A 22,599-nucleotide genomic window follows, 5' to 3' on the forward strand; every position below is an offset into this window, starting at 1 on the left:
AACTATATTTAAAGTGATTGCCACCATTTATTAAAAGTATTAGTTGAATCGTTTATAATGATATGTTCACCAATTTGTGGGGTTATTACCTTAATACCTAAAGCATCAGCTTTTTTTGTAACCCTAGTAATCGGGTCTTTCCAATCGTGTAATGCTAACTTAAAACCAGCCCAATGTATTGGCATAATTTTCTTGGCATTAACATCCAAACCAGCTTGAGCGGTTTCTTCTGGCATCATATGTATATCGGACCATTGTTCATTGTATTGGCCACATTCTAGTAAAGCGATATCAAAAGGACCATATTTTTCACCTATACTTTTAAAATGAGATGCATAACCACTATCACCACTAAAATATATATTTTCTGATGATGATGTAATAACCCAAGAACTCCATAACGTGCTTTGTGAATTATTAAGCTTTCTACCTGAGAAATGTTGAGCTGGTGTACATACTAATTTTAAATTTTCATAAGATACATTTTCCCACCAATCTAGTTCTGTTATTTTAGTTTCAGGAACGCCCCAATATTGTAAGTGTGCTCCAAGACCAAGTGGTACAAAGAAATGCTTAGTTTTTTCTTGTATACTTTTTACTGTTTCATAATCAAGATGATCATAATGATCGTGAGAAAATATAACAGCATCTATTGTTTTAAGCTGTTTTACATTTATTGGCATCTCCTTGTTAAACCTGTTACCTCCTAATAAAGGATGTGGAGCAGCTACGTTACTAAACATAGGATCTAATAAAATTGTTTTCCCTTCTATCTGCAATAAAAATGATGAATGTCCAAACCAAACCAAGCGAGCGCTACCCGTATAGTTTTCAATGTGTTTAACGTCTGTTTTTTTTACTTCCAAGTTTTTCATAGGTCGGCCATTAGGAACTTTAGTAGTGAAGAATTTATAAACTATAGGTATAGTTTCTATAAAACTTAAATCTTTAGGTACAGGATTCGTATTATGAAATTTCCCGTCCTTAAATTGAGCAGACGCAAGGTATTGTTCTTGTCGATCTTCAGAAATATTCCCTCCAAAATTTGGGTAATAGGTGGTAACCAATAGGTAGGATACAACCAATACACCTATAATTGCTATAATTGTTATCATTAGTTTTTTTAAAATTCGTTTAATCATTAGTTTTCAATTAAAACATTAGAAACCTAGATTGATTACCGTTTCCAAAACGTAAAAAAGGTTTAGAGTTTAGTCGTTTTTTAGGATGTATTAATAGTGTTTCTTCTTTTGCAAGTTGTTCTGCTTTATTACCTTTAAGTTTATCCTTTTTCATAACTAAGTATTTTGTGTTTATATACAATTGTTACGTATACATTGCAAAGTTAGAGGAAAACAGAAGGTCAAATTGTACTCTAATTACCTATAGTTGAATACTTATTACTGAAATATAGGATATATTAAATCATTTTAGTGAATTTGTATACTTCTTGTTTTAATTACGACTATTTAAATATTACATACGAGGTGTAAGAATGTATACTAAGTAAAAAAGTTACGTAAATGTCTAAAGATAAATCACAGGAAACTATACCATATTCAATATTAGAATTAGCAACTGTTGGTAAAGGAGTTTCGGTTTCAGATACTTTTAAGAATAGCTTAAAATTAGCGCAAGCTGCAGAAGATTTAGGCTATAAAAGATTCTGGTTGGCAGAACATCATAATATGGTGAGTATTGCCAGTTCTGCAACTTCTGTTTTAATAAGTCATATTGCTGGTGGCACCAAAAGTATACGAGTTGGTTCTGGAGGAATTATGTTACCAAATCACTCTTCTTTAATTATTGCTGAACAATTTAGTACGCTTGCACACTTGTATCCAGATAGAATAGATTTAGGGTTAGGACGCGCTCCAGGAACAGACCAGACCACAGCACAAGCCATAAGACCAGATAGAATGCAAGCTGTGTATCAATTTCCTCAAGAATTAGAGCAAATACAAAAGTACTTTTCTAAAGAAAATGTAAATGCTAAAGTGAGAGTGCCCATTGCAGAAGGTATTAACTTACCAACCTACATATTGGGTTCAAGTACAGATAGTGCCCACTTAGCAGCCAAACTTGGGTTACCATATGTTTTTGCAAGTCATTTTGCGCCTACACATTTATTTGAAGCATTTGAGATATATAGACGAGAATTTAAACCCTCTAAATTTCTTAAAGAACCAAAAACTATTGCTTGTATTAATGTTATAGTTGCAGACACAAATGAAGAAGCAGAACGCATTTCTACATCTATGATACGTATGCTCATAGGAGTTTTAACTGGTAGATTAGATTATATGCAACCACCAACAGCTATGACGCCAGATTTAAAAGCTGTAGTAGAAAACCCTGCATTACAGCGAATGATGGCTTATGCTTTTGCTGGAGACAAAGCAATGGTGTCTGAAAAAACAAAACAATTTTTAGAAGACACACAAGCAGATGAGCTAATGGTAGTATCACATATTTACGATTATGAAGACCGCTTAAAGTCTGTAACTTTATTTGCAGAATTAATGAAAGATCTTAATGCAGTACCAGCTTAAATGCGTTTACGTTTTATAGAGTTAGTTAATGGTTTAAATGTCATAAACAAAAGTGTCCACACTAATAACAGTAATAAGTACCAGGTGTTAGATATTAGGTCTAGATAATCTATAGCGCCTTCTGTAAGACTTAAAATCATTAGTACTTGAGCTCCATAAGGAAGTAAACCTTGAGTAATACATGCAAAAATGTCAAGAATAGATGCTGTTTTTTTGTTGTCTAAGCTATAATCATCATTAATAGTTTTGGCTATTGGTCCTGCTATAATTATAGAAACAGTATTATTTGCTATAGCCAAATTTATACTGCTTACTAGAGCACCAATGCCAAGCTGAGCAGTTGCTTTATTTTTTATTAAAGACTTAATCTTATCCAAAATAAACTGTATACCGCCATGTTTTTCAACTAAAGCTGCTAAACCTCCAGTAAGTAGAGAGAGTAAGAAAATTTCTGTCATACTGGTAAAACCTGTATATGCTAATGTTGTAAACTCAATAATGGTGAAATCTGCATAGGCCAAACCTAAAACTCCTGCAGCAATAACACCTAATAGCAATACTACAAATACATTTATTCCTATAATACTTAACGCTATAACTAACAGGTATGGTAATATTTTTAAAATTGAATACTGTTGTGAGGCTTCTATTACCTCTGTTGGCTGAAATCCGAATCCTTGTATAATAAGTATAATAATGGTTGCAAATGCAGCAGGTAGTGCAATTTTAATATTCTGTTTAAACTTGTCACTCATTTTACATCCTAAAGATTGTGTGGCAGCAATTGTAGTATCAGATATTACAGAAAGGTTGTCGCCAAACATTGCTCCACCAAGTAAGCCACCACAAAGTATTGGTAAGGATACACCACCTTGATCTGCAATACCAACTACAATTGGGGCTAGAGCTACAATTGCACCAACAGATGTACCTGTTGAAACAGATAAGAATGCTGCAATAATAAATACTCCAAAATAAATATATTGAATAGGAATAACATCTAAACCTAAGCTTACTATAGCATCTACACTTCCTGTTGCTTTGGTAACTGTTGCAAAAGCACCCGCAAGCAAATAGATGAGGCACATTGTTAGGATTTTGTCATCTCCGCAGCCTTTAAGTAAAGTATTTATTTTAGCATTTATTGTGTCTTTAAAAAGTATAAATGCGGTTATAATACCAACAATTACTGCGATGGGAGAAGGAAGTGCATAAAAATCTCCCTGATGAATACCTACGCCTAAAAAGGTAAATACAAATACAAATAGTGGGAGTAAAGCTTTAAAACTTGATTTTGGGGATACTAAAGGTGTTTCTGTCATAATATGTTTTATTACAGAATCACAAAAGATGTTAGGAAGCGCAAATGGGTATGAATTAACATTTTTTCCAATTGAATTTGGCTTATCTATTTTAGCACCTTGCTCGTTATTGCAGGTTGCTATCTCTCTTTGAGATTCTTGATAATTAAGGCTTCAAAAGTACATGATAACTCATAGAAATCATATGCTTTTAAAGTAATTTTTAAATGAATTTAAAACCGAAAATATGGTAAAATTATAATGCGCTTAAGAACAAAGCCTTAAGCGCATTTTATTAGAATGTAAGTGAGTTTACTTAAGGGATTCTAACAATTTTTCTGCAACTAACTCAGATGATGCTGGGTTTTGACCCGTAATAAGGTTACCGTCTTGCAATGCATAGGCACCCCAATCTTCTGTTTTAGAATACTCACCTCCGTTTTCTTTAAGCATGTCTTCAACTAAAAAAGGAACAACATCTGTAAGCTGTACAGCTTCTTCTTCTGTATTTGTAAAACCAGTTACTTTTTTACCTTTAACTAAAGGTGTACCGTCTTGAGACTTCACATTTTTTAAAGCTGCTGGTGCGTGACATACAAAAGCTATTGGCTTATTTTGAGAATTAAACGTTTCTATTAACTTAATAGAAGTTTCATCTGTTGCTAAATCCCATAAAGGTCCATGACCACCAGGATAAAATACAGCGTCAAAATCTTCTGCATTTACAGTAGATAGAATTTTTGTGTTAGCAATTAATTTTTGAGTCTCCTCGTCGTTATTAAAGCGTTTAGTATCTTCTGTACTTGCGCTTTCATCATCACTTTTAGGGTCTATTGGTGCTGCGCCACCTTTTGGAGTTGCAATAGTTATGTTTGCTCCTTTATCTTTTAACGTGTAATATGGATTTGCAAATTCTTCAATCCAAAATCCAGTTTTTTCTCCAGTATCTCCTAGTTGATCGTGAGATGTTAATACAAATAAAATATTCATAGTTTTTTCGTTTTGTTGTGATGCTTCTGCAAGTGTATCAGAAGCGTTTTGTTTAGATTCACTTTTACAACTTGTAGCTGTAATCACTAATGCTATTAGTGTGGTGATTTTTAAAAAATTGGTCATTATATATTAATCTAGTACTGTTACTAATTGTTCTTTAGGTTTTCTAACCTTAACTTGGTTTGCCAACCAATCATTATCTTCATCTCTATATCCTAATGGTAATAATACAGCACTACGTAAACCTTTTTCTCGTAGGCCTAAAATTTTATCTACAGCATCTGGATCAAAACCTTCCATTGGCGTGGCATCTACTCCTTCGTAGGCAGCAGCTGCAACAGCAAGTCCAAATGCAATGTATGCTTGTTTAGAGGCGTGAATAAAATTTTCTTCGGCATCCTTTTGAGGATATGTATTAAGTAACATTTGTCTGTAATTCTCAAAACCTTCATTTTCGTAACCTCTTACAGAGTTTGTCATATCAAAAACTTGGTTTATACGTTCTGCAGTGTAGGTATCCCAAGCAGCAAAAACAAGAAGGTGAGAACTGTCTGTAATAACAGATTGATCCCAAGCTACAGGTTTTATTTGTCCTTTTATATCATTGTTGGTAATCACAATTATTTCGAATGGTTGTAAACCACTAGATGTTGGAGCTAAACGTGCTGCTTCTAAAATCCTGTCGATTTTGTCTTCATCCACAGTCTTTCCGTTCATTGCTTTTGTAGCGTATCTCCAATTTAATTTATCTAATAACTCCATTATAAAATGTTTATCACGTTTAAAATATTCAACATAAAATCTATTTGCTAATTTGTGTTTTTAGTGAGTTTATATTGATTGTTAGTGCAAATTTATTTCAAATTTTAGCACTACATTTATTTTTAACTAACCTTAATTCTTTTGATTAACCTAGGTTAAATAAGACAAGAATAAGTGCTGAAGAAATTGATTATCTTGGATAAAAATTAAACGAATGTCATTAGAACAAAATAAAAGCAGAGCCATTGCTTTTTATGAAATGGCCTACAACGGAAACCCTAAAAAAGCGATTGAAAATTTTGTTGGAAAGGAGTATATACAACACAATCCAGATGTTGCAGATGGAACTTTGGGTTTCGTTAATTATTTTGAACGTATGCACGCCGAATACCCTAATAAAAGTATAGAGTTTATAAGATGTATTGCAGAAGGTGATTTAGTTGCCCTACATACACATCAAACTTGGCCAGATCAAGATGAATATGTAACTATGGATTTCTTTAAATTTGATGATAACGGGAAAATCTGTGAACATTGGGATGTTATACAACAAATTCCTAAGGTCTCTAAAAACTTAAATACAATGTATTAATATTTTGATTGGCGTTGGAACGCGTTGTACCAACGCCAAAATTTTGCATTATTTAAACTTTAGGTATAAATTAAACTCTACAGCTTCTGAAATTGTACTGTCTTTTAAATCGTGATTGTAATTAATTTGCCATCGAGATCTATCTATTTTAAATCTTGCGGTCATCGTGTTATTGGTGCCATCTGCTTTAGCTGTAAATTTTACAGGTTTAGAAACATCCTTAATAGTTAACATCGCATCAATTAAATGTTCATTAATGCTTTTATTATATACCACATTTGTAAATTCTATATAAGCTGTGGGATATTTATAAATATCAAAAAAGTCCTCATTCTTTAAATGTGATACCAAACCTTCATTATAGCCACCATCAACATTTTCAATTGTTGTCATATCTATAGTGAAATGACCACCAGTAATGTTTCCGTTTATGGTAATGAGTTTTCCGTCGTTAAACTTAACAAAGCCATGATGACCGGCAATTTTAAAGACATAATCAGATTTCCAATTTAGTAGACTTTCATCTGTATCTAAATCATACATCTTTTGAGAATTTGAGATGCAAACAGATAGCATCATCACGCCAAGGCAAATAAGTAGTTTATTCATAATTTTTATATTTTAGAGTAAAGCTACTTTTAGGGATATTTAAAAGTGTCAAAAGAATGTAAAAGAAGTGTCAACAGCTGTAAAAATTCAGCAAATTGCGTGTTATTTGCACTATATTATGAAGTTTAGATATCATTATTTTATTCTATTTACAGCAACGTTGTTTCTATTGCTCACTTTGAGTTGTTCCACTAAGGAAAAGCCTGAAGTGTCCTCAGAACATATTAAAGTTGCTTTAAGAAGTGTTGGGCATCAACTATTATTGTTAGAAAACGACAGTACTTCTTTAGTAAAGCCTATTGAGAAAACAAACGCTACTACGTATAAGTTATCTTTTGAACGCTCATTTCAAATAGATCCTGAAGTATTAAACGCTACAATAGATAATGTCTTTAAGTCTAAACTAAACATCCATAATTATTTAGTTGAAGTGGTAGATTGTACCTCGAATGAGGTTGCATATAGTTATGTTACAACAGCTTTTAAAGATGAAGATATAGTGCCTTGTAGTGGTCGTGTTTTACCAAATGATTGTTACACCATTCTAGTAATGCTAACAGAAATACCAGAAAAAACATCTTCAACTAAAACTATAATATTCTACATATTAGTTACATTGGTGTTGGCATTTCTTGTACTTGTGTTTTATAGTAAATATGCAAGCTATAAAAGAGAGCAGCAAGAAGATCAAAACACAAACTATATAGGTCATTTTAAATTTTATCCAGATCAATTAATTTTGGTTAAAGAAGCAGAGGAAATCCAACTATCTAATAAAGAATGTGAGCTACTGGCATTATTTGTAGCTAAGCCAAATGAAGTTATAAAGAGAGAAGAACTCACCAAAAAAGTGTGGGAAGATAATGGAGTAGTAGTTGGGCGTAGTTTAGACACTTATATTTCTAAATTACGAAAGAAACTTGCTTCAGATGCTTCTATACAGCTAATAAATGTGCACGGTGTTGGTTATAAACTTGTAACCAATTAACCACTATCATAAACAAAGAGTATAACTAAACCTCAAATCGTATTGTAGCTCTTAAACTCTATCTATCTTTGCTGTACACAAGATGCACTTAAACTTTGAGAAAAATGGCTACAGATATAAAAACCCAAAAGGAAATTCTAGATAAGCTTAATATTAAAACGCTTAATCCTATGCAGGAGGAAGCACTGTTAGCAATCACATCTACAGCAAATACAGTATTACTATCTCCAACAGGTACAGGAAAGACCGTAGCTTTTTTATTACCATTAATTAACGACTTAAATAGAGATATAGAACAAGTACAAGCTCTAATTTTAGTTCCATCTAGAGAACTAGCCATACAAATTGAGCAGGTTATAAGAGAAATGGGCTCTGGCTTTAAAGCTAATGCGGTATATGGTGGAAGGCCATTTTCGAAAGATAAAATTGAACTCTCTCACGCACCAGCTATTTTAATTGGTACGCCTGGTAGAGTAGCAGACCATTTAAGACGAGGAACTTTTGAGACTGCTGAATTAAAGACTTTAGTTTTAGACGAGTTTGATAAGTCTTTGGAAGTTGGGTTTGAAACAGAGATGAAAGAAATTATTGAAGCGTTACCAACTATTGAAAAACGCATCCTAACATCTGCAACCCAATTAGATGAGATACCTGTCTTTGTTGGTGTCACAAAAGAATTAACTATAGACTATTTAGATACAAAACGCTCTAAATTAGAAATTAAAATGGTTATATCTCCTAATAAGAATAAACTTGAAACCTTAGCTCAACTCTTACATCATATTGGAAATAAGCCTGGTATCATATTTTGTAATTTTAAAGACACTATACGCTTTGTAAGTGACTTTTTATTAGGTGAAGGCATACCTCACGGCTGTTTCTTTGGAGGTATGGATCAAATAGATAGAGAACGTGCTCTAATTAAATTTAGAAATGGAACTCATCAAATTATCGTTGCCACAGATTTGGCTGCACGCGGTTTAGATATACCTGAGTTAAGTTACATTATACATTTTCAGCTTCCCTTAAAAACAGAAGAATTTACTCATAGAAATGGCCGTACCGCACGTATGAACTCTGAAGGTACAGCATATGTATTGCAATGGAAAGAAGAATATTTGCCAGAATTTATAACCGCTAAGCAAATTATCACACCAGAAGTTAATGTTCCTAAATTAGCTTCAACTTGGGCAACACTGTTTATATCTGGTGGTCGAAAAGATAAAATTTCAAAAGGAGATATTGCGGGACTATTGTTTAAACAAGGACAACTTGATAAACATGAAGTTGGTATAATAGAACTTAAGCAAGACTGTGCGTTTGTTGCTGTACCTGCTAAAAAAGCGCAACAAATAGCAAATAAAACTACAGATACTCGCTTAAAAAAGAAGAAAGTAAGAATTACAGTTTTAGAGTAACAAGAACTTTATTCAAGTATTTGTATAAGTTTATTAGTCTGGATTGCAGGTTTTTCAATGCTCTTCATCAAATCGCTTTTTCTGTCTGATTTTCAAAAGTTAAGCATCTAAAATTAAATGCTTAATACATAAGCATGCAGACTAAAAATAAGCGTACTTTCGCGCCTTCAAAAAAGATAAACTATGAAACGCATTTCAGAATATAAGAAGTTGTTTGGTGTAGAAAAGGAAATAGAGTTAAAGACTTTAAAGAAAAGCTACCGCAACTTAGTAAAAGAATGGCACCCTGATAAATTTCAGAGTGACGATGCAAAAAAAGCTGAAGCCGAAATACAAAGCCGAAAAATTATTGATGGATACCACTTCTTAGTAAGCATGGCACCAGAAACAAAGGCTGCAAATCTTGAGGCTTATACTAAAACTATAACTACAGAGAGTATTGCAGACTACCACCATAAAGGTATGCTGTTAGAAGTAACCTTTACAGACGGTACTACGTATGAGTATTTTGGTGTAACAAAGCCAGTTTATATTAAGTTAGTAAATGCTGGAAACTTAAACCGTTTTGCAAAACGAAACATTTATCCAAAGTTTGTACGCAGACAATCTAAGCGTAATTTACAAGACACCTAATTTATAAAGACACTCGCTGCTATGAGCAAGGCTACAAATAATAAAGATATAAATGCTTGTATTGCAACGTTGCAATCTCTTTTAGAAGACACCAATAGGTTGTTTGATTTACCAGAAGAGCAACGCATAGCTTTATTTAAAGCAGCTGGTGCCTTAACTAGACCTAACCGAGACGAGTTTGATCGCCGTCGAAAAGACGCTAAAAAAGCGGCTAAGCGTAAAATGATTACGCGAGATAAACATGCTAGAAAAGCAACAGGCATAAGATCTGCCAGAGAAGCTTCGGTTTTTGAAGCACCGAAACTACTTACTGCGGCTCCTGATGAACAACTAGAGCTAGAGTCTCCAAGAAACTGTTACGTTTGTAAAAAAGTGTACACCAAATTGCATCATTTTTATGATACAATGTGTACAGATTGTGGCGATTTAAATTATGCGAAGCGTTTTCAAACAGCAGACCTATCTAACCAAGTTGCCGTAATTACAGGTTCTCGTTTAAAAATAGGATATCACATTACGTTAATGCTATTAAGAAGTGGTGCTAGAGTAGTGGCTACTACACGTTTTCCAGCAGACTCAGCTATCCGATTTTCAAAAGAATCAGATTATAATGTTTGGAAAGACCGCTTACATATACACGGTTTAGACTTACGCCATATCCCTAGTGTCGAAATTTTCTGTAACTATATAGAACAGAAATATGAGCGTTTAGACATTCTTATAAATAATGCTGCTCAAACAGTTAGACGTCCTTCTGGCTTCTACTCACATTTAATGTTAAATGAAAAACGTTCTATTAATGAGCTGCCAGAATTAGCGCAACCACTTTTAAAAGACCATTCTGAATGTTTAAAGGAACTTTCAGACCTAAGTGTTTCTACTAGTAAAACTAGTAAAAACAATGTCTTGCCGGTAACTTGGCACGGTCCAGAACTTGGCATAGGATTAAGGAACTCTGCAGAGCTATCTCAAATTCCTTATAGTTTTGATAATTCTTTAAAAGCTTCTGAAGTATTTCCTGAAGGTGAATTAGATGCAGATTTACAACAAGTAGACTTACGTAAGACTAATAGTTGGCGCTTAAAATTAGGTGAAATTGAAACTACTGAAATGGTAGAAGTACAACTTGTAAATGCAGTTGCTCCTTTTGTATTATGCAATAGGTTGTCTAAACTAATGCTTAAGGAAGATACGGGTAAAAAGCATATAATCAACGTTTCAGCAATGGAAGGAAAGTTTCATCGCTTTAAAAAAGAAGATCGTCATCCTCATACAAATATGGCTAAAGCTGCACTTAATATGCTTACACATACTTCTGCTGCAACATTAGCTAAATCTGGTATTTATATGAATGCTGTAGATACTGGTTGGGTTACAGATGAAGATCCTGCAGAACTTTCTAAAAAGAAACAAGAAGTTCATGATTTTCAACCACCACTTGATATTGTAGATGGTGCTGCACGTGTAATGGATCCTTTAATTGATGGAATTAACACAGGAAAGCATTGGAGCGGTAAATTCTTAAAAGATTATTTTCCTATAGATTGGTAAAATAACTAGAACCTTATTTCTTAATAGGTATAGGTTTTAGGTGTATAATTCTTAAAGCATCTAATAGCCTTATTACAAGGTATGTAACATCTATCTCATACCATTTTACACCAAAATTTGCACGACTTGCATATTTGTGATGATTGTTATGATAGCCTTCGCCCATCATTAAAAAATCGAATCTAAATAAGTTCTTGCTCGTATTTTTCATAGCAAAATTTACATAACCATAAATATGACCAAACCAGTTTATGATAACACCATGAATAGGAGCCATTAAAAATGTAATAGGTAGTAATAACCATTGCCACCAGGCAGTTGCAAAGAATGCAAAGAATAAAATGTAGCCAGTTATCCATAATAACCTAGAAATTCTTGAGCTTGCAAACATATCAAAACTAGACCATTGTGGTATGTTTTTAGTAAAACGAGGTTCTACAGCAATGCGCTGTTTGTTTATATCTTGATATATAGTTTTTGTTTTCCACATCATAGCAAATATGTTGGCATCATGTGATGGTGAGTGCGGATCTTCTTCTGTATCTGTATATGCGTGATGCATTCTGTGCATTATTCCATATCCGTAAGCACTTAAATAACTTGCACCTTGAAAAATCCAGGTAAGTATAAATGTAATACGTTCCATTGTCTTAGACATTGTAAACACTTGGTGTGCAGCATACCTATGAAGAAAAAACGATTGAAAAAATAAGCCTCCATACCAAAGTACTAAGACAAACAGAATAACAGCCATAACTTTTTTTTTACAAAAGTAATTGCACGTTATATGCCAAACAATGAACCTAAATCAATTAAATTAAAAATTAAAGCCGTTTCCTTATCCTACTTAAGGCTTGTGCTGTCACGCCTATGTAAGAACTAATGTATTTTAATGGAATTACTTTTAATAGTTCTGGACGTTCCTTAAAGAGTTTTATATAGCGTTCTTCAGCTGAAAGGTTTAATAAATTTTGTTCACGTTTAGATTTTACCAAAAATAAACGCTCTGCTGTTAGCCGTCCTATTAAATTACCTATTTGTGTTGTCTTATAAACAGCTTGTAAATCGTTATAGGAAATACTTAGCAAAGTTGTTTCTGTAAGTGCTTGTAATTGATAGGCAGAAGGTTGCCGAGTTATAAAAGAATCATAAGCGCTAACAAACTGATTTTTAAACGTAAAGCCAAAAGTAATTTCTTTGTCTGGATCTTCTTTTGGGATAAATAATCTTACTACACCAGTTTCAATAAACGATATGGTATTTTCTATTTCATTCAATTTTAAGAACACATCTTTCTTCGGAATAACACGCCGTTGAAGTTTTGAGGTAAAAAATGCCCAATCTGCAGCAGATATCGATGCAATTTGATCTAGGTATGCTTTAATTTGTTGCACTATAAATGGGAGTAAATTTAGTTAGTAAAGGTAGTTTAAATTGAATCTTATAGGCTATTCAGATTATTCAATAATCTCACCTTTTTCTTTAACCACAACTTGTCCCCATTCTGCAATAGCATGTAAAACAGGAGATAAAGTTTCCCCAAATGGAGTTAGAGCGTATTCAACTTTTAAGGGTGGTTTTTTTGTATAAACACGCCTAGTAATTAAGCCATCTTTCTCTAGTTGTTTTAACTGTAAACTTAGTGTGCGCTCTGTAATTGTAGATATAAGCTTATAAAGTTCGTTATAACGCTTCTTGCCACTAGTAAGATATATTAAAATAACGCTTTTCCATTTACCGCCAATAAACTCCATAGCAATACTAGTAGTACAAGAAAAGCTCTTGTCGTTGTAAGTTATTAATCTTTTTTTGTGTTCAACCTCCATAAATACCTTAAATAAGATTCCAAAATTACAACACTAAACTAATGTATACAACTATACTTTTTATAGTTAAAATTATAACATTTAAAATATTGATATTAAGAACTATAAAAACACTAAGTGTTAAATCTAGGGTACTATCATGTTTGACCGTTATTGTGAGATTGCAAGACTACATTTACTTTTGTAGCTATACTTTTTATAGTACAATATAACAACGCATAAAATATTACCAATGAAAGCAATAGGTTATAAAGAGAATTTAGATATAGAAAATGACAATTCTCTTCAGGACATAGAGTTAGAAACACCAAAAGCACAAGGAAGAGATATACTTGTTGAAGTTAAGGCAATATCTGTTAATCCTGTTGACTATAAGGTGCGCTCTGGAATGAAAGCAGAAGGAGACAAGTGGAAAGTTATAGGTTGGGATGCTACCGGAATAGTAAAGGAAGTTGGAGAAGATGTTAGTCTTTTTAAAGTAGGAGATAAGGTATGGTATGCTGGAGATTTTACACGACAAGGTAGCAATGCAGAATACCAACTCGTCGACGAGCGAATAGTTGGCAATAAGCCAAGCAATTTAAGTTATGCAGAAGCTGCCGCATTGCCATTAACAACACTTACTGCTTGGGAGCTTTTATTTGACAGGCTACAAGTCTCAAAAGATGACGATAGTAAATCTATTTTAATTATTGGTGCTGCTGGTGGCGTAGGATCTATTATGGTTCAGTTAGCTAAACAGCTCACTAAGCTAAATATCATTGGTACTGCATCTCGAGAAGAAACAACGTCTTGGTTACAAGATTTAGGTGTTCATAACGTCCTAAATCATAAACATAAGTTAAGTGAGGAATTAGAAAAGCACAATCTTCCTGCTCCAGATTATGTAGTAAGCTTAAATGGCACAGAACATCATATAGATGAGATTGTTAAATTAATAAAGCCTCAAGGTAAATTCGGGTTTATTGACGATCCTAAATCATTAGACGTTATGCCTTTTAAGTCTAAAGCAGTATCAACTCATTTTGAATTTATGTTTACACGCTCTATGTTTCAAACAGAAGATATGATAGAGCAACACCATATATTAAACAAAGTATCAGATTTAATAGATAACAATACAATCAAAACAACCTTAGGAGAACATTTTGGGCGAATAAACGCAGAAAATCTTCGCAAAGCACACGCGTTCTTAGAAACAGGGAAAGCAAAGGGAAAAATAGTCTTAGAAGAATTTTAAAACCACGAACACATGAAAAATTACACTGCATTTACAATCGCTTTATTAATAGGAATTTTAGCTAACGCACAAACACCAACTACAGACAATACAACATCAATAAATGAAGTAGTTACAGCAAACCAAGTTGAATGGGGTTGGCTAAACCCGCTACGTGGCGATAAAAGTCCTGCTGCTGGTAAACTTTGGGGTGATCGTACTAGTACGAATGCTTCAGGATTTCTTGTTAAATTTAAAAAAGGATTTTCGTCTCCTGCGCATATTCATAATGTAACGTATCGAGGTATGGTCATTTCTGGTTTACTTCATAATGATGATGAAAAGGCAGAAGAAATGTGGTTGCCAAAGGGTTCTTTTTGGGTACAACCTGCAGGCGAAGCACATATTACAGCAGCTTCTGGCAAAGCTAACTTGGCATATATAGAAATTCAAGAAGGCCCTTATTTAGTAAAACCAACATCAGAAGCTTTTGATAATGGAGAACGTCCTGTTAATATTGACAAGTCTAACTTGGTTTGGCTAAATGCTAAGGATATCACGTGGATTAAAAATGATAGTGGTGTACAAACTGCTTTTTTATGGGGAACTCATGAAAACGAACAATTAAGAGCATCACTCATCAAATTACCTAAAGGCTTTCAGGGAAGTATTAAAAACCTAAGTCCAAATTTTAGAGCTGTAATTATTTATGGTAACCTAGCCCATAGTATTAGTAAAGATGCTAAACGCTCTACATTGCAAGCAGGTAGCTATTTTGGAGCAGCTAAAGATTCAGTACATAGAGTAGATGCTTTAGAAGAGACTACAATTTATATTCGTAGTAATGGCGGTTTTAATATAACTTCAAAATAATATTTAGCTGTAATTATTATGCCGCGTACAATTATAGAAAATATTGTAATTCAGGAATATAAGGATCAAATATTCTTTGAGTTTTGTAAATATACAACCATACGTTTTTTTGAGATTCTCTATTTTGAAAAGGGTACAGGCATTATTAAAATAAATGGCAAAACGGTAACTTATACACCTAATAGCATTTTTGTATTTGTACCGGATGATATTTATATAGTTAACGCTAAAACGGCAACAAGTACAGTAACCATAAAATTTTTAAAGAGCTTTTTTAGAAACACTAATTCTCAACCTGCAGTCCTACCTGTTAATGATTGGTTTAGAAAAATAGAAGAGATTTTAAATAGTGAGAGTCATCAATTAAGAGAGATGAAGTTTGAAAATGCTTCTGATAAACTGCATTTAACGTCTCTAATAAATATGGTTGCTACAGAATATCATAAGAAACAGTTCTATGATATATTCATTATTCAGAATTCATTATCTGTCATTTTACATTTGATAGCGAGAAATATTCAGTTTTTAAATACTGAATCCTCAAAAGTTACAGAATCTTCTAAAATTCAAAAGATTATAAACTACATTCATTCAAATATTTATAATTCAGAACTACTTACCACGAAACACTTAGCAGAAGAGTTTCATATGGCAGGAAACTATATTAGTGAGTACTTTAAAAAACATACAGATGTCTCACTGAAAAAATACATTATAAATTACAAGCTTAAACTTGTAGAAACTCGGCTAAAATATACAGATTTACAAATCTCCGAAATTGCTACAGAGTTGGGTTTTACAGATTCTAGTCACCTAAATAAGACATTCTTAAGTTATAAAGGCCAAACCATTGGTGCTTTTAAAGCAAACCTTTAATAGTACGATACATAACCCTCATTTTTTACCTATAACACATTGTTTTTTACCAAATTATAGCAGGATGCGTACAGTAAATTTGTACTGTAATTAAAACAAAACGCTAATCAACTAAATAAAAAACAATGGAGTATAAAAATTTTCAAACCTTTTCGGCAAAGCAAAACGGTGGCATTTTAACCGTAGATATCAATTTTGGTCCTGTAAATGTTCAAGGCCAAGAGATGTTAGCAGACTTAAGTAGTCTTTGCTTACGTCTAGAAAGAGACAGATCTGTAAAAGTGGTCATTTTTGAATCTTCTAACCCTAATTATTGGGTGTGCCATTATGATACAGATCTTTTAAAAGACATGTCAATAGAACCAGTATCAAGACAAGACGTACAATTATTAGATCTGCAAGTAGTTTTAGAGCGATTAAGCAAATTACCACAGGCAACTATCGCTAAAATAGAAGGGTTTGCACGTGGTGGTGGTCATGAAATGGCATTGGCATTAGATATGCGCTTTGCAGCTAGAGGAAAAGCAAAGTTTATGCAAATGGAAGTAGGAATGGGCATTTTACCTTGTGGTGGTGGCGCTTCTCGTATGGCTAGACAAACTGGTTTAGGCAAAGCTTTAGAAATTATCTTAGGTGCAAGAGATTGGGACGCAGATGAAGCTGAAAAGTTCGGGACTATAAACAAAGCTTTAGATCCAGATGAAATAGATGATTATGTAGCTAGGTTGGCACAACGCATTTCAAAATTTCCAGCAGAATCTATTACTGCAAGCAAACGAGCAGTTTATGCCTCAATAGATTTACCTATACAAGAAGCTTTAAAAGAAGAAGCATACCAATTATTTCAGGCAACTAGTAAAACTCCAGCGGTTAAGCGTTTTCAATACGCGAATGATAATGCTGCTCAATTTAATCACGATAATCAAAAGAATTGGGAACAAATGATAATAGATATACAAGAAGTAAATTAAATATTAATCAATAAAAATAAAGATAGAGATGAAAGCAATGTTAATTAAGGAATATGGGGAACAGGCAAAGTTTGAAGTTTCAGACATTCAAAAACCCGAAGTAAAAACAAATCACGTATTAGTAAAAATAGCAGCATCAAGTGTTAATACAATTGATACGATGATACGCAATATGGGAACAGACTTACCATTATCTCCAGCAACACCTGCATTATTAGGAATGGATTTTTCTGGAACAATAGAAGCTGTTGGAAAAGGTGTTGAAGGCTTTAACATAGGAGATGAAGTATATGGTTGTGCTGGTGGTCTAGCAGATTTACCTGGAACTCTAACAGAATATATTGTTGCAGATAGTAAACTTATAGCGCATAAACCAAAAGACTTAACAATGCGTGAAACAGCTGCCTTACCATTAGTAGGGATTACAGCTTATGAGGGTTTAACTCGTGTTGGTGTAAAAGATGGGCAAAAAGTATTAGTTCATGGTGGTTCTGGTGGTGTTGGTCATTTAGCAGTGCAATTAGCTAATTACTTTGGCGCAGATGTTTATGCAACAGGAACTGGTAAAGATCAACAAGCTATTGTGGAGCAATTTGGAGCGACATTTATAGATTATAAAACAGAAAGTGTAGAAAGTTATACTTCGAAATATACCAACAATACGGGTTTTGATGTAGTTTTTGATACCGTAGGTGGCGCAAATTTAAATAACTCTATAGAAGCAGTTGCTCTAAATGGACAAATTGCTACTACAGTCTCATTATGTGAATTAGACTTAACACCTTTGCATTTTAAAGGTGCAGCCTTACACGTAGTATTTATGTTAATACCTATGTTACACGATTTTAAAAGAGAGAAACACGGAGAAATTTTAAAAACTTTGGCAGAAATAAGTAATTCTGGAAAATTAACTCCAATACTAGATGCACAAACATTTTCATTAGAAAACGTTGGTCAAGCCTATGCACATTTACAAAGCGGGAAAGCTATAGGGAAAGTTGTGGTAGAGAATAATTAAACCCATCAATTTTTAAGATTATAATGATGTGCTTCCGCAGTAGGAAGCACATTTTTCTAACAACACTATGACACAATTTGAATCTATAAATAATGCATATAACTCAGTATTTAAACCAAATGAGTTAACAGTAGGCGTTGTAGTACCTATTGAAAACTATGCTCAATCTGCAGTACCTACAATGCAAGAGCATTTAAAACGTGTAAAATACATTGAAGAGTTAGGTTTTAAAGCATTATGGATTAGAGATATACCTTTTAATGTGCCTAGTTTTGGAGATGCAGGACAAACTTATGATCCGTTTACATATTTAGGCTTTTTAGCAGGCCAAACTTCTAAAATTGCACTTGGTGTCTCAAGCATTGCATTACCGCTTCATCATCCTCTGCACGTTGCAAAATCTGCTTCAACTATAGATAAATTGTCTAATGGTAGATTGCTATTAGGTGTGGCATCTGGAGATAGATATGATGAATATCCAGCAATGGGAATTTCATATGAAAATAGGGGAGAACTGTTTAAAGAATCTTTTCAATATATAAGACAGCTTCAGGATAACTTTCCGACAATTAACACAAAAGGTTATGGAAACTTACAAGGTAATATAGATATGTTACCAAAAGCAACTACTCATAAAATACCGTTGTTAATGACAGGTAGCAGTAGGCAAACGCTAGAGTGGAATGCAGAACATGCAGATGGCTGGATGAATTATCCGAGAGATTTATATCAACAACAACTTACAATTAAATCCTATAGAGATTTGGTTAGCAGCTATCACAATTTCGATAAACCTTTTATGCAACCTATGTATTTGGATTTACAAAAAGATCCTAATTTTAAACCACAACCAATACAATTAGGGTTTAGATTGGGGATAAACTATCTAACAGATTATTTAGACAAGTTGAGAAGTATAGGAGTTAATCATTTAGCATTAAATTTAAGATTTAATACCATGGCAATTAACACTACTTTAGAACAGATCTCTAAAGAGGTATTGCCAGAGTTTCATTAATCATCATTACACAATTATGAGTAAAACAATAGTAATAACAGGAAGTACAGATGGTATCGGGAAGTTAACAGCCTTAAAGTTAGCCAAACAGCAACATAACATTTATGTACACGGAAGAAATAAAGCGAAATTAAAAGAAGTAATTTCAGAATTAAAAGAAGCCTCAGGCAACTCAAATATTAATGGGTTTGTAGCAGACTTTTCTAAAATAGAAGATGTTAAAGCTATGGCTAAACGTATAAATGAAACCATCTCAACATTAGATGTTCTCATAAATAACGCTGGTGTTTTTAAATCAAAAACTGCTAAGAGCGCTAATAATTTAGACATGAGAATGGCGGTAAATTATATTGCTCCTTATGTATTAACCAACGCCATAATCTCTAAGATTGAAGCTTCAGAAGCACCGAGAATTATTAATTTAAGCTCTGCAGCTCAAGCTACTGTTTCTATATCTGTTTTAAAGGGAAATGAGCAAATAGCAGAAAGTGCCAGCTATGCTCAAAGTAAATTAGCTCTTACAATGTGGAGTTTTAAGTTAGCTCAAGAATATCCTAACATTACAACTATTGCAGTAAATCCTGGTTCTTTACTAAATACAAAAATGGTAAAAGAAGCATATGGTCAACATTGGTCTTCAGCAGAAAAAGGGCAGGAGATATTAGTTGAGTTAGCTACAGAAGAATTTTATAAAGATAAATCTGGGCAGTATTTTGATAATGATCAAGGAGATACTAAAGGTGAGTTTAATACGGCACATCCAGATGCATACGACGCTCGTAAAGTTGAAGAGCTCATAACACAAACTGAAGCTATATTAGAAAGTTTATAATGCTCAATATGCTTTATAGAATGTAAAGCATACTCATAAATTTCGATTAAATTCGTAAGATGAAAAAAATATTAATCCTGTTTGCACATCCTAAATTTGAGAAGTCTAGAGCCAACTCGGCACTAATTAATCAAATTAAAGATAAGGAAAACGTATATGTTCATGATTTGTATGAACATTATCCCAATTTTCATATTAACGTAGCTTATGAACAGGAACTAATAAGCGCTCATGATGTTATTATTTGGCATCATCCGTTTTATTGGTATAGCTGTCCGCCACTTATGAAACAGTGGATAGATATGGTTTTGGAATTTGATTGGGCTTATGGTCCAAATGGTAATGCCTTATTGGGTAAAACCTGTTTAAATGCAATAACAACTGGTGGCTCTAAAGACGTATATTGTTCTCAAGGATATAACAGCTTTACAGTTGAGCAATTTTTAAGACCGTTTGAGCAAACTGCAAACCTTTGTGGTATGACTTATTTACCACCATTTGCAGCTATGGGAACACACACATTATCTGATGAAGCTTTGCAAAAGAATTGCGAAGATTATGATAAGTTATTAGATCTTCTGCAAGATGAATTTCATTTAGGAGCATTTAAGGATTGTCCTTTTTTAAATGATTTGCCACAGTTAAAAAATACAGTAACATGACAGGAAGTTTACTATTTCAAGCTATTGTATTTTTGGCAGGTGCAATAATCTGCGTTTCAATTGTTAAACGGTTAGGGTTAAGCTCTGTTTTAGGGTATTTGTTAGCTGGTGTGTTAATAGGACCTTATGTGTTAGGTTTTATAGGAGAAGAAGGTGACGATATCTTACACTTCGCAGAATTTGGAGTAGTGGTAATGCTATTCTTAATAGGCCTGGAAATTGAACCAAAAAATTTCTGGAAAATGCGAAAATCTATACTTGGTATGGGTGGTATTCAAGTAGGGCTTACCATGATATTTACCTACGCATTTTTCTATGTGATGGGTTATACTTGGCAAGTTTCCTTAGTAATTGCAATGGCCGTTGCACTATCATCTACCGCAATTGCCTTACAGACTATCAAGGAAAAAGGACTTATGGAGACTACTTTTGGCTCGTCTTCATTTTCTATACTATTATTTCAGGATATTATAGTAATCTTTATGTTAGGAGCATTACCATTACTTTCTAATGCATCTTCAGAGCCTTCAACAAATGATCATAGTAATACTGCTAGTTTAATTGAAAGCTTACCTATTGGTTTTCAAACCTTAGCAATTATAGTGTCTGTAATTTTAATAGTGTTGGCAGGCCGTTATTTAATAGCACCAATGTTGCGCAAAGTTGCAAAAACTGGTGTTCGTGAAATGCTAATTGCTGCTGCCTTTTTAATTGTTTTCGGCATATCATTCTTAATGGAGTTTGTGGGATTAAGTCCTGCATTGGGAGCCTTTTTAGGTGGTGTGGTATTGTCTAATAGTGAGTTTAAACACGAATTAGAGAGCACTCTAGAACCCTTTAAAAATTTACTTTTAGGGTTGTTTTTTATGGCTGTTGGTGCTTCAATAAACTTTATTGTTATAGCTAAAAGTCCGTTTACTATAGGCGGTATTTTGTTGGCCATCATAGTACTTAAGGCTGCAGTATTATTTATCACCGCACAAGTTTTTAAATTAAAACTAGATCAAAAACTACTGCTTACCTTTAGTTTAGCTCAAGTAGGTGAATTTGCATTTGTACTCTTATCTTTTGCATTTCAGTTACATATTTTAAACCAAGAACAAATAGATATTATGCTAGTTATAACGGCATTATCTATGTCTTTAACACCAATTATCGGTCTTTTAAATGAGCGCTTACTACTACCGAGATTTGGCACCAAAGAATCTATTAAACGACCAATGGATCATATTGCAAAATCTCAAAAAATTATATTAGTTGGATTTGGTCATTTTGGAAGTACAATAGGAAGGTTTTTACGGTCTCATGGTGTTGAAGCAACCATATTAGATCAAGATTCTAATAGAGTAGATTTCTTAAGAAAAATGGGGTTTGAAGTGTATTATGGAGATGCCACACGGTTAGATCTGTTAGAGTCTGCAGGTATTGCTGAAGCTAAAATTGTTATTTGTGCCACAAATAAAATTGGCGTTTCCAAAGCTATAAGTTCAATAATTAAAGAGAAGTATCCTCACGTTGAACTTATGATTCGTACTAAAAACAGATATGATGCTTATGAATTGTTAAACCTAGGTCATGAAAATATTTACCGCGAAACTTTAGATACATCTTTAGCATTGGCGAGTGATGTTTTAAACAAGTTAGGATTCAGAAAGTATACGCTTAGCAGACAAGTGCAAAATTTTATTAAATACGATGAAACTAGCTTGAGGCGATTAGCAAAAGAGCCTAAACGAGAGGAAGACTACATTTTTAAAGCTCGAAAAGAACTAGAGGAACAAGAAAAGCTATTAGAGCAAGACTTTAAGCGTGGTGTTGTAGATTATGATAACCATTGGGATGGTGAGCATATACGTAACACTTTAAAAACCTCTAAATCTACTTAAATTTATCACCCTTTAACTT

24 protein-coding genes and 1 riboswitch are annotated in these 22,599 nt (G+C 33.4%); of the genes, 15 read left to right on the forward strand and 9 right to left on the reverse strand.

Annotation, left to right across the window (positions count from 1 at the left end):
* Positions 1-8: 8 nt before the first annotated feature.
* Positions 9-1,115 carry an MBL fold metallo-hydrolase gene (locus tag CL818_RS06990; RefSeq protein ID WP_272973154.1) on the reverse strand — a complete coding sequence of 369 codons (1,107 nt, stop codon included), beginning with the start codon at positions 1,113-1,115 and terminating at the stop codon, positions 9-11.
* A 37-nt stretch (positions 1,116-1,152) separates the two neighbouring features.
* Positions 1,153-1,296 (reverse strand): hypothetical protein, encoded by a 144-nt coding sequence (locus CL818_RS06995; RefSeq protein WP_272973153.1) that lies wholly within the window; start codon positions 1,294-1,296, stop codon positions 1,153-1,155.
* Between the two features lie 227 nt (positions 1,297-1,523).
* Between CL818_RS06995 and CL818_RS07000 the strand changes: the two genes are divergently transcribed.
* Positions 1,524-2,552, forward strand: a complete 1,029-nt coding sequence (locus tag CL818_RS07000) for an LLM class flavin-dependent oxidoreductase (protein WP_272973152.1) — start codon at positions 1,524-1,526, stop codon at positions 2,550-2,552.
* Here CL818_RS07000 and CL818_RS07005 read toward each other — a convergent pair.
* The 3 genes from CL818_RS07005 to CL818_RS07015 all read right to left on the reverse strand — a co-directional run bounded on the left by CL818_RS07005 (position 2,549) and on the right by CL818_RS07015 (position 5,608).
* The gene (locus CL818_RS07005) at positions 2,549-3,874 is read right to left on the reverse strand and encodes a Na+/H+ antiporter NhaC family protein (RefSeq protein WP_272973151.1); all 1,326 of its coding nucleotides are present in this window, start codon (positions 3,872-3,874) and stop codon (positions 2,549-2,551) included. The genes CL818_RS07000 and CL818_RS07005 overlap by 4 nt on opposite strands.
* A 51-nt stretch (positions 3,875-3,925) precedes the next feature.
* Positions 3,926-4,024: riboswitch (SAM-I-IV-variant riboswitch) on the reverse strand.
* A gap of 141 nt (positions 4,025-4,165) precedes the next feature.
* Positions 4,166-4,969, reverse strand: a complete 804-nt coding sequence (locus CL818_RS07010) for a type 1 glutamine amidotransferase domain-containing protein (RefSeq protein WP_272973150.1) — start codon at positions 4,967-4,969, stop codon at positions 4,166-4,168.
* Positions 4,970-4,975: 6 nt separating this feature from the next.
* Positions 4,976-5,608, reverse strand: a complete 633-nt coding sequence (locus CL818_RS07015; protein ID WP_272973149.1) for a nitroreductase family protein — start codon at positions 5,606-5,608, stop codon at positions 4,976-4,978.
* 214 nt (positions 5,609-5,822) lie between these two features.
* Between CL818_RS07015 and CL818_RS07020 the strand changes: the two genes are divergently transcribed.
* Positions 5,823-6,200 (forward strand): nuclear transport factor 2 family protein, encoded by a 378-nt coding sequence (locus tag CL818_RS07020; protein ID WP_272973148.1) that lies wholly within the window; start codon positions 5,823-5,825, stop codon positions 6,198-6,200.
* 48 nt (positions 6,201-6,248) lie between these two features.
* Here CL818_RS07020 and CL818_RS07025 read toward each other — a convergent pair whose 3' ends face one another.
* The gene (locus CL818_RS07025; RefSeq protein ID WP_286972473.1) at positions 6,249-6,809 is read right to left on the reverse strand and encodes a YceI family protein; all 561 of its coding nucleotides are present in this window, start codon (positions 6,807-6,809) and stop codon (positions 6,249-6,251) included.
* Positions 6,810-6,927: 118 nt separating this feature from the next.
* Between CL818_RS07025 and CL818_RS07030 the strand changes: the two genes are divergently transcribed.
* The 4 genes from CL818_RS07030 to CL818_RS07045 all read left to right on the forward strand — a co-directional run bounded on the left by CL818_RS07030 (position 6,928) and on the right by CL818_RS07045 (position 11,399).
* Complete coding sequence (locus CL818_RS07030; RefSeq protein ID WP_272973146.1) at positions 6,928-7,797, forward strand: winged helix-turn-helix domain-containing protein; 870 nt, start codon at positions 6,928-6,930, stop codon at positions 7,795-7,797.
* A gap of 104 nt (positions 7,798-7,901) precedes the next feature.
* A complete protein-coding gene (locus CL818_RS07035) occupies positions 7,902-9,215 on the forward strand; it encodes a DEAD/DEAH box helicase (RefSeq protein ID WP_272973145.1) in 1,314 nt (437 codons plus the stop codon).
* Between the two features lie 183 nt (positions 9,216-9,398).
* On the forward strand, positions 9,399-9,848 hold the full coding sequence (locus CL818_RS07040; RefSeq protein WP_272973144.1) for a KTSC domain-containing protein: 450 nt from the start codon (positions 9,399-9,401) through the stop codon (positions 9,846-9,848).
* 21 nt (positions 9,849-9,869) lie between these two features.
* Entirely contained in the window at positions 9,870-11,399 is a 1,530-nt protein-coding gene (locus CL818_RS07045; protein WP_272973143.1) for an SDR family NAD(P)-dependent oxidoreductase, read from the forward strand.
* A gap of 13 nt (positions 11,400-11,412) precedes the next feature.
* Here the strand turns inward: CL818_RS07045 and CL818_RS07050 are convergent, their stop codons facing one another.
* The 3 genes from CL818_RS07050 to CL818_RS07060 all read right to left on the reverse strand — a co-directional run bounded on the left by CL818_RS07050 (position 11,413) and on the right by CL818_RS07060 (position 13,225).
* Positions 11,413-12,153 carry an acyl-CoA desaturase gene (locus tag CL818_RS07050; protein WP_272973142.1) on the reverse strand — a complete coding sequence of 247 codons (741 nt, stop codon included), beginning with the start codon at positions 12,151-12,153 and terminating at the stop codon, positions 11,413-11,415.
* 70 nt (positions 12,154-12,223) lie between these two features.
* Entirely contained in the window at positions 12,224-12,793 is a 570-nt protein-coding gene (locus tag CL818_RS07055; protein WP_013187777.1) for a Crp/Fnr family transcriptional regulator, read from the reverse strand.
* Positions 12,794-12,856: 63 nt separating this feature from the next.
* Complete coding sequence (locus tag CL818_RS07060; protein ID WP_272973141.1) at positions 12,857-13,225, reverse strand: winged helix-turn-helix transcriptional regulator; 369 nt, start codon at positions 13,223-13,225, stop codon at positions 12,857-12,859.
* 232 nt (positions 13,226-13,457) lie between these two features.
* On the opposite strand from CL818_RS07060, the gene CL818_RS07065 reads away from it, so the two are divergent.
* The 9 genes from CL818_RS07065 to CL818_RS07105 all read left to right on the forward strand — a co-directional run bounded on the left by CL818_RS07065 (position 13,458) and on the right by CL818_RS07105 (position 22,580).
* A complete protein-coding gene (locus CL818_RS07065; RefSeq protein ID WP_272973140.1) occupies positions 13,458-14,465 on the forward strand; it encodes a zinc-binding alcohol dehydrogenase family protein in 1,008 nt (335 codons plus the stop codon).
* 12 nt (positions 14,466-14,477) lie between these two features.
* Entirely contained in the window at positions 14,478-15,317 is an 840-nt protein-coding gene (locus CL818_RS07070) for a DUF4437 domain-containing protein (protein ID WP_272973139.1), read from the forward strand.
* A gap of 18 nt (positions 15,318-15,335) precedes the next feature.
* On the forward strand, positions 15,336-16,193 hold the full coding sequence (locus CL818_RS07075; RefSeq protein WP_272973138.1) for an AraC family transcriptional regulator: 858 nt from the start codon (positions 15,336-15,338) through the stop codon (positions 16,191-16,193).
* A 125-nt stretch (positions 16,194-16,318) separates the two neighbouring features.
* A complete protein-coding gene (locus CL818_RS07080; protein WP_272973137.1) occupies positions 16,319-17,164 on the forward strand; it encodes an enoyl-CoA hydratase/isomerase family protein in 846 nt (281 codons plus the stop codon).
* A 28-nt stretch (positions 17,165-17,192) separates the two neighbouring features.
* Positions 17,193-18,182, forward strand: a complete 990-nt coding sequence (locus tag CL818_RS07085) for a zinc-dependent alcohol dehydrogenase family protein (RefSeq protein ID WP_272973136.1) — start codon at positions 17,193-17,195, stop codon at positions 18,180-18,182.
* A gap of 67 nt (positions 18,183-18,249) precedes the next feature.
* Positions 18,250-19,200 (forward strand): LLM class oxidoreductase, encoded by a 951-nt coding sequence (locus CL818_RS07090; RefSeq protein ID WP_272973135.1) that lies wholly within the window; start codon positions 18,250-18,252, stop codon positions 19,198-19,200.
* Between the two features lie 16 nt (positions 19,201-19,216).
* Positions 19,217-20,032, forward strand: coding sequence for an SDR family NAD(P)-dependent oxidoreductase (locus CL818_RS07095; RefSeq protein WP_272973134.1), 816 nt, complete (start codon positions 19,217-19,219; stop codon positions 20,030-20,032).
* Between the two features lie 59 nt (positions 20,033-20,091).
* Positions 20,092-20,694, forward strand: coding sequence for a glutathione-regulated potassium-efflux system oxidoreductase KefF (kefF, locus tag CL818_RS07100; RefSeq protein ID WP_286972483.1), 603 nt, complete (start codon positions 20,092-20,094; stop codon positions 20,692-20,694).
* On the forward strand, positions 20,691-22,580 hold the full coding sequence (locus CL818_RS07105; protein ID WP_272973132.1) for a monovalent cation:proton antiporter-2 (CPA2) family protein: 1,890 nt from the start codon (positions 20,691-20,693) through the stop codon (positions 22,578-22,580). The genes kefF and CL818_RS07105 overlap by 4 nt, the downstream gene beginning before the upstream one ends.
* The last annotated feature ends 19 nt before the right edge of the window (positions 22,581-22,599 follow it).

It is taken from the genome of Croceibacter sp. (genome assembly GCF_002716225.1).
Classification (GTDB): Bacteria; Bacteroidota; Bacteroidia; order Flavobacteriales; family Flavobacteriaceae; genus Croceibacter; species Croceibacter atlanticus.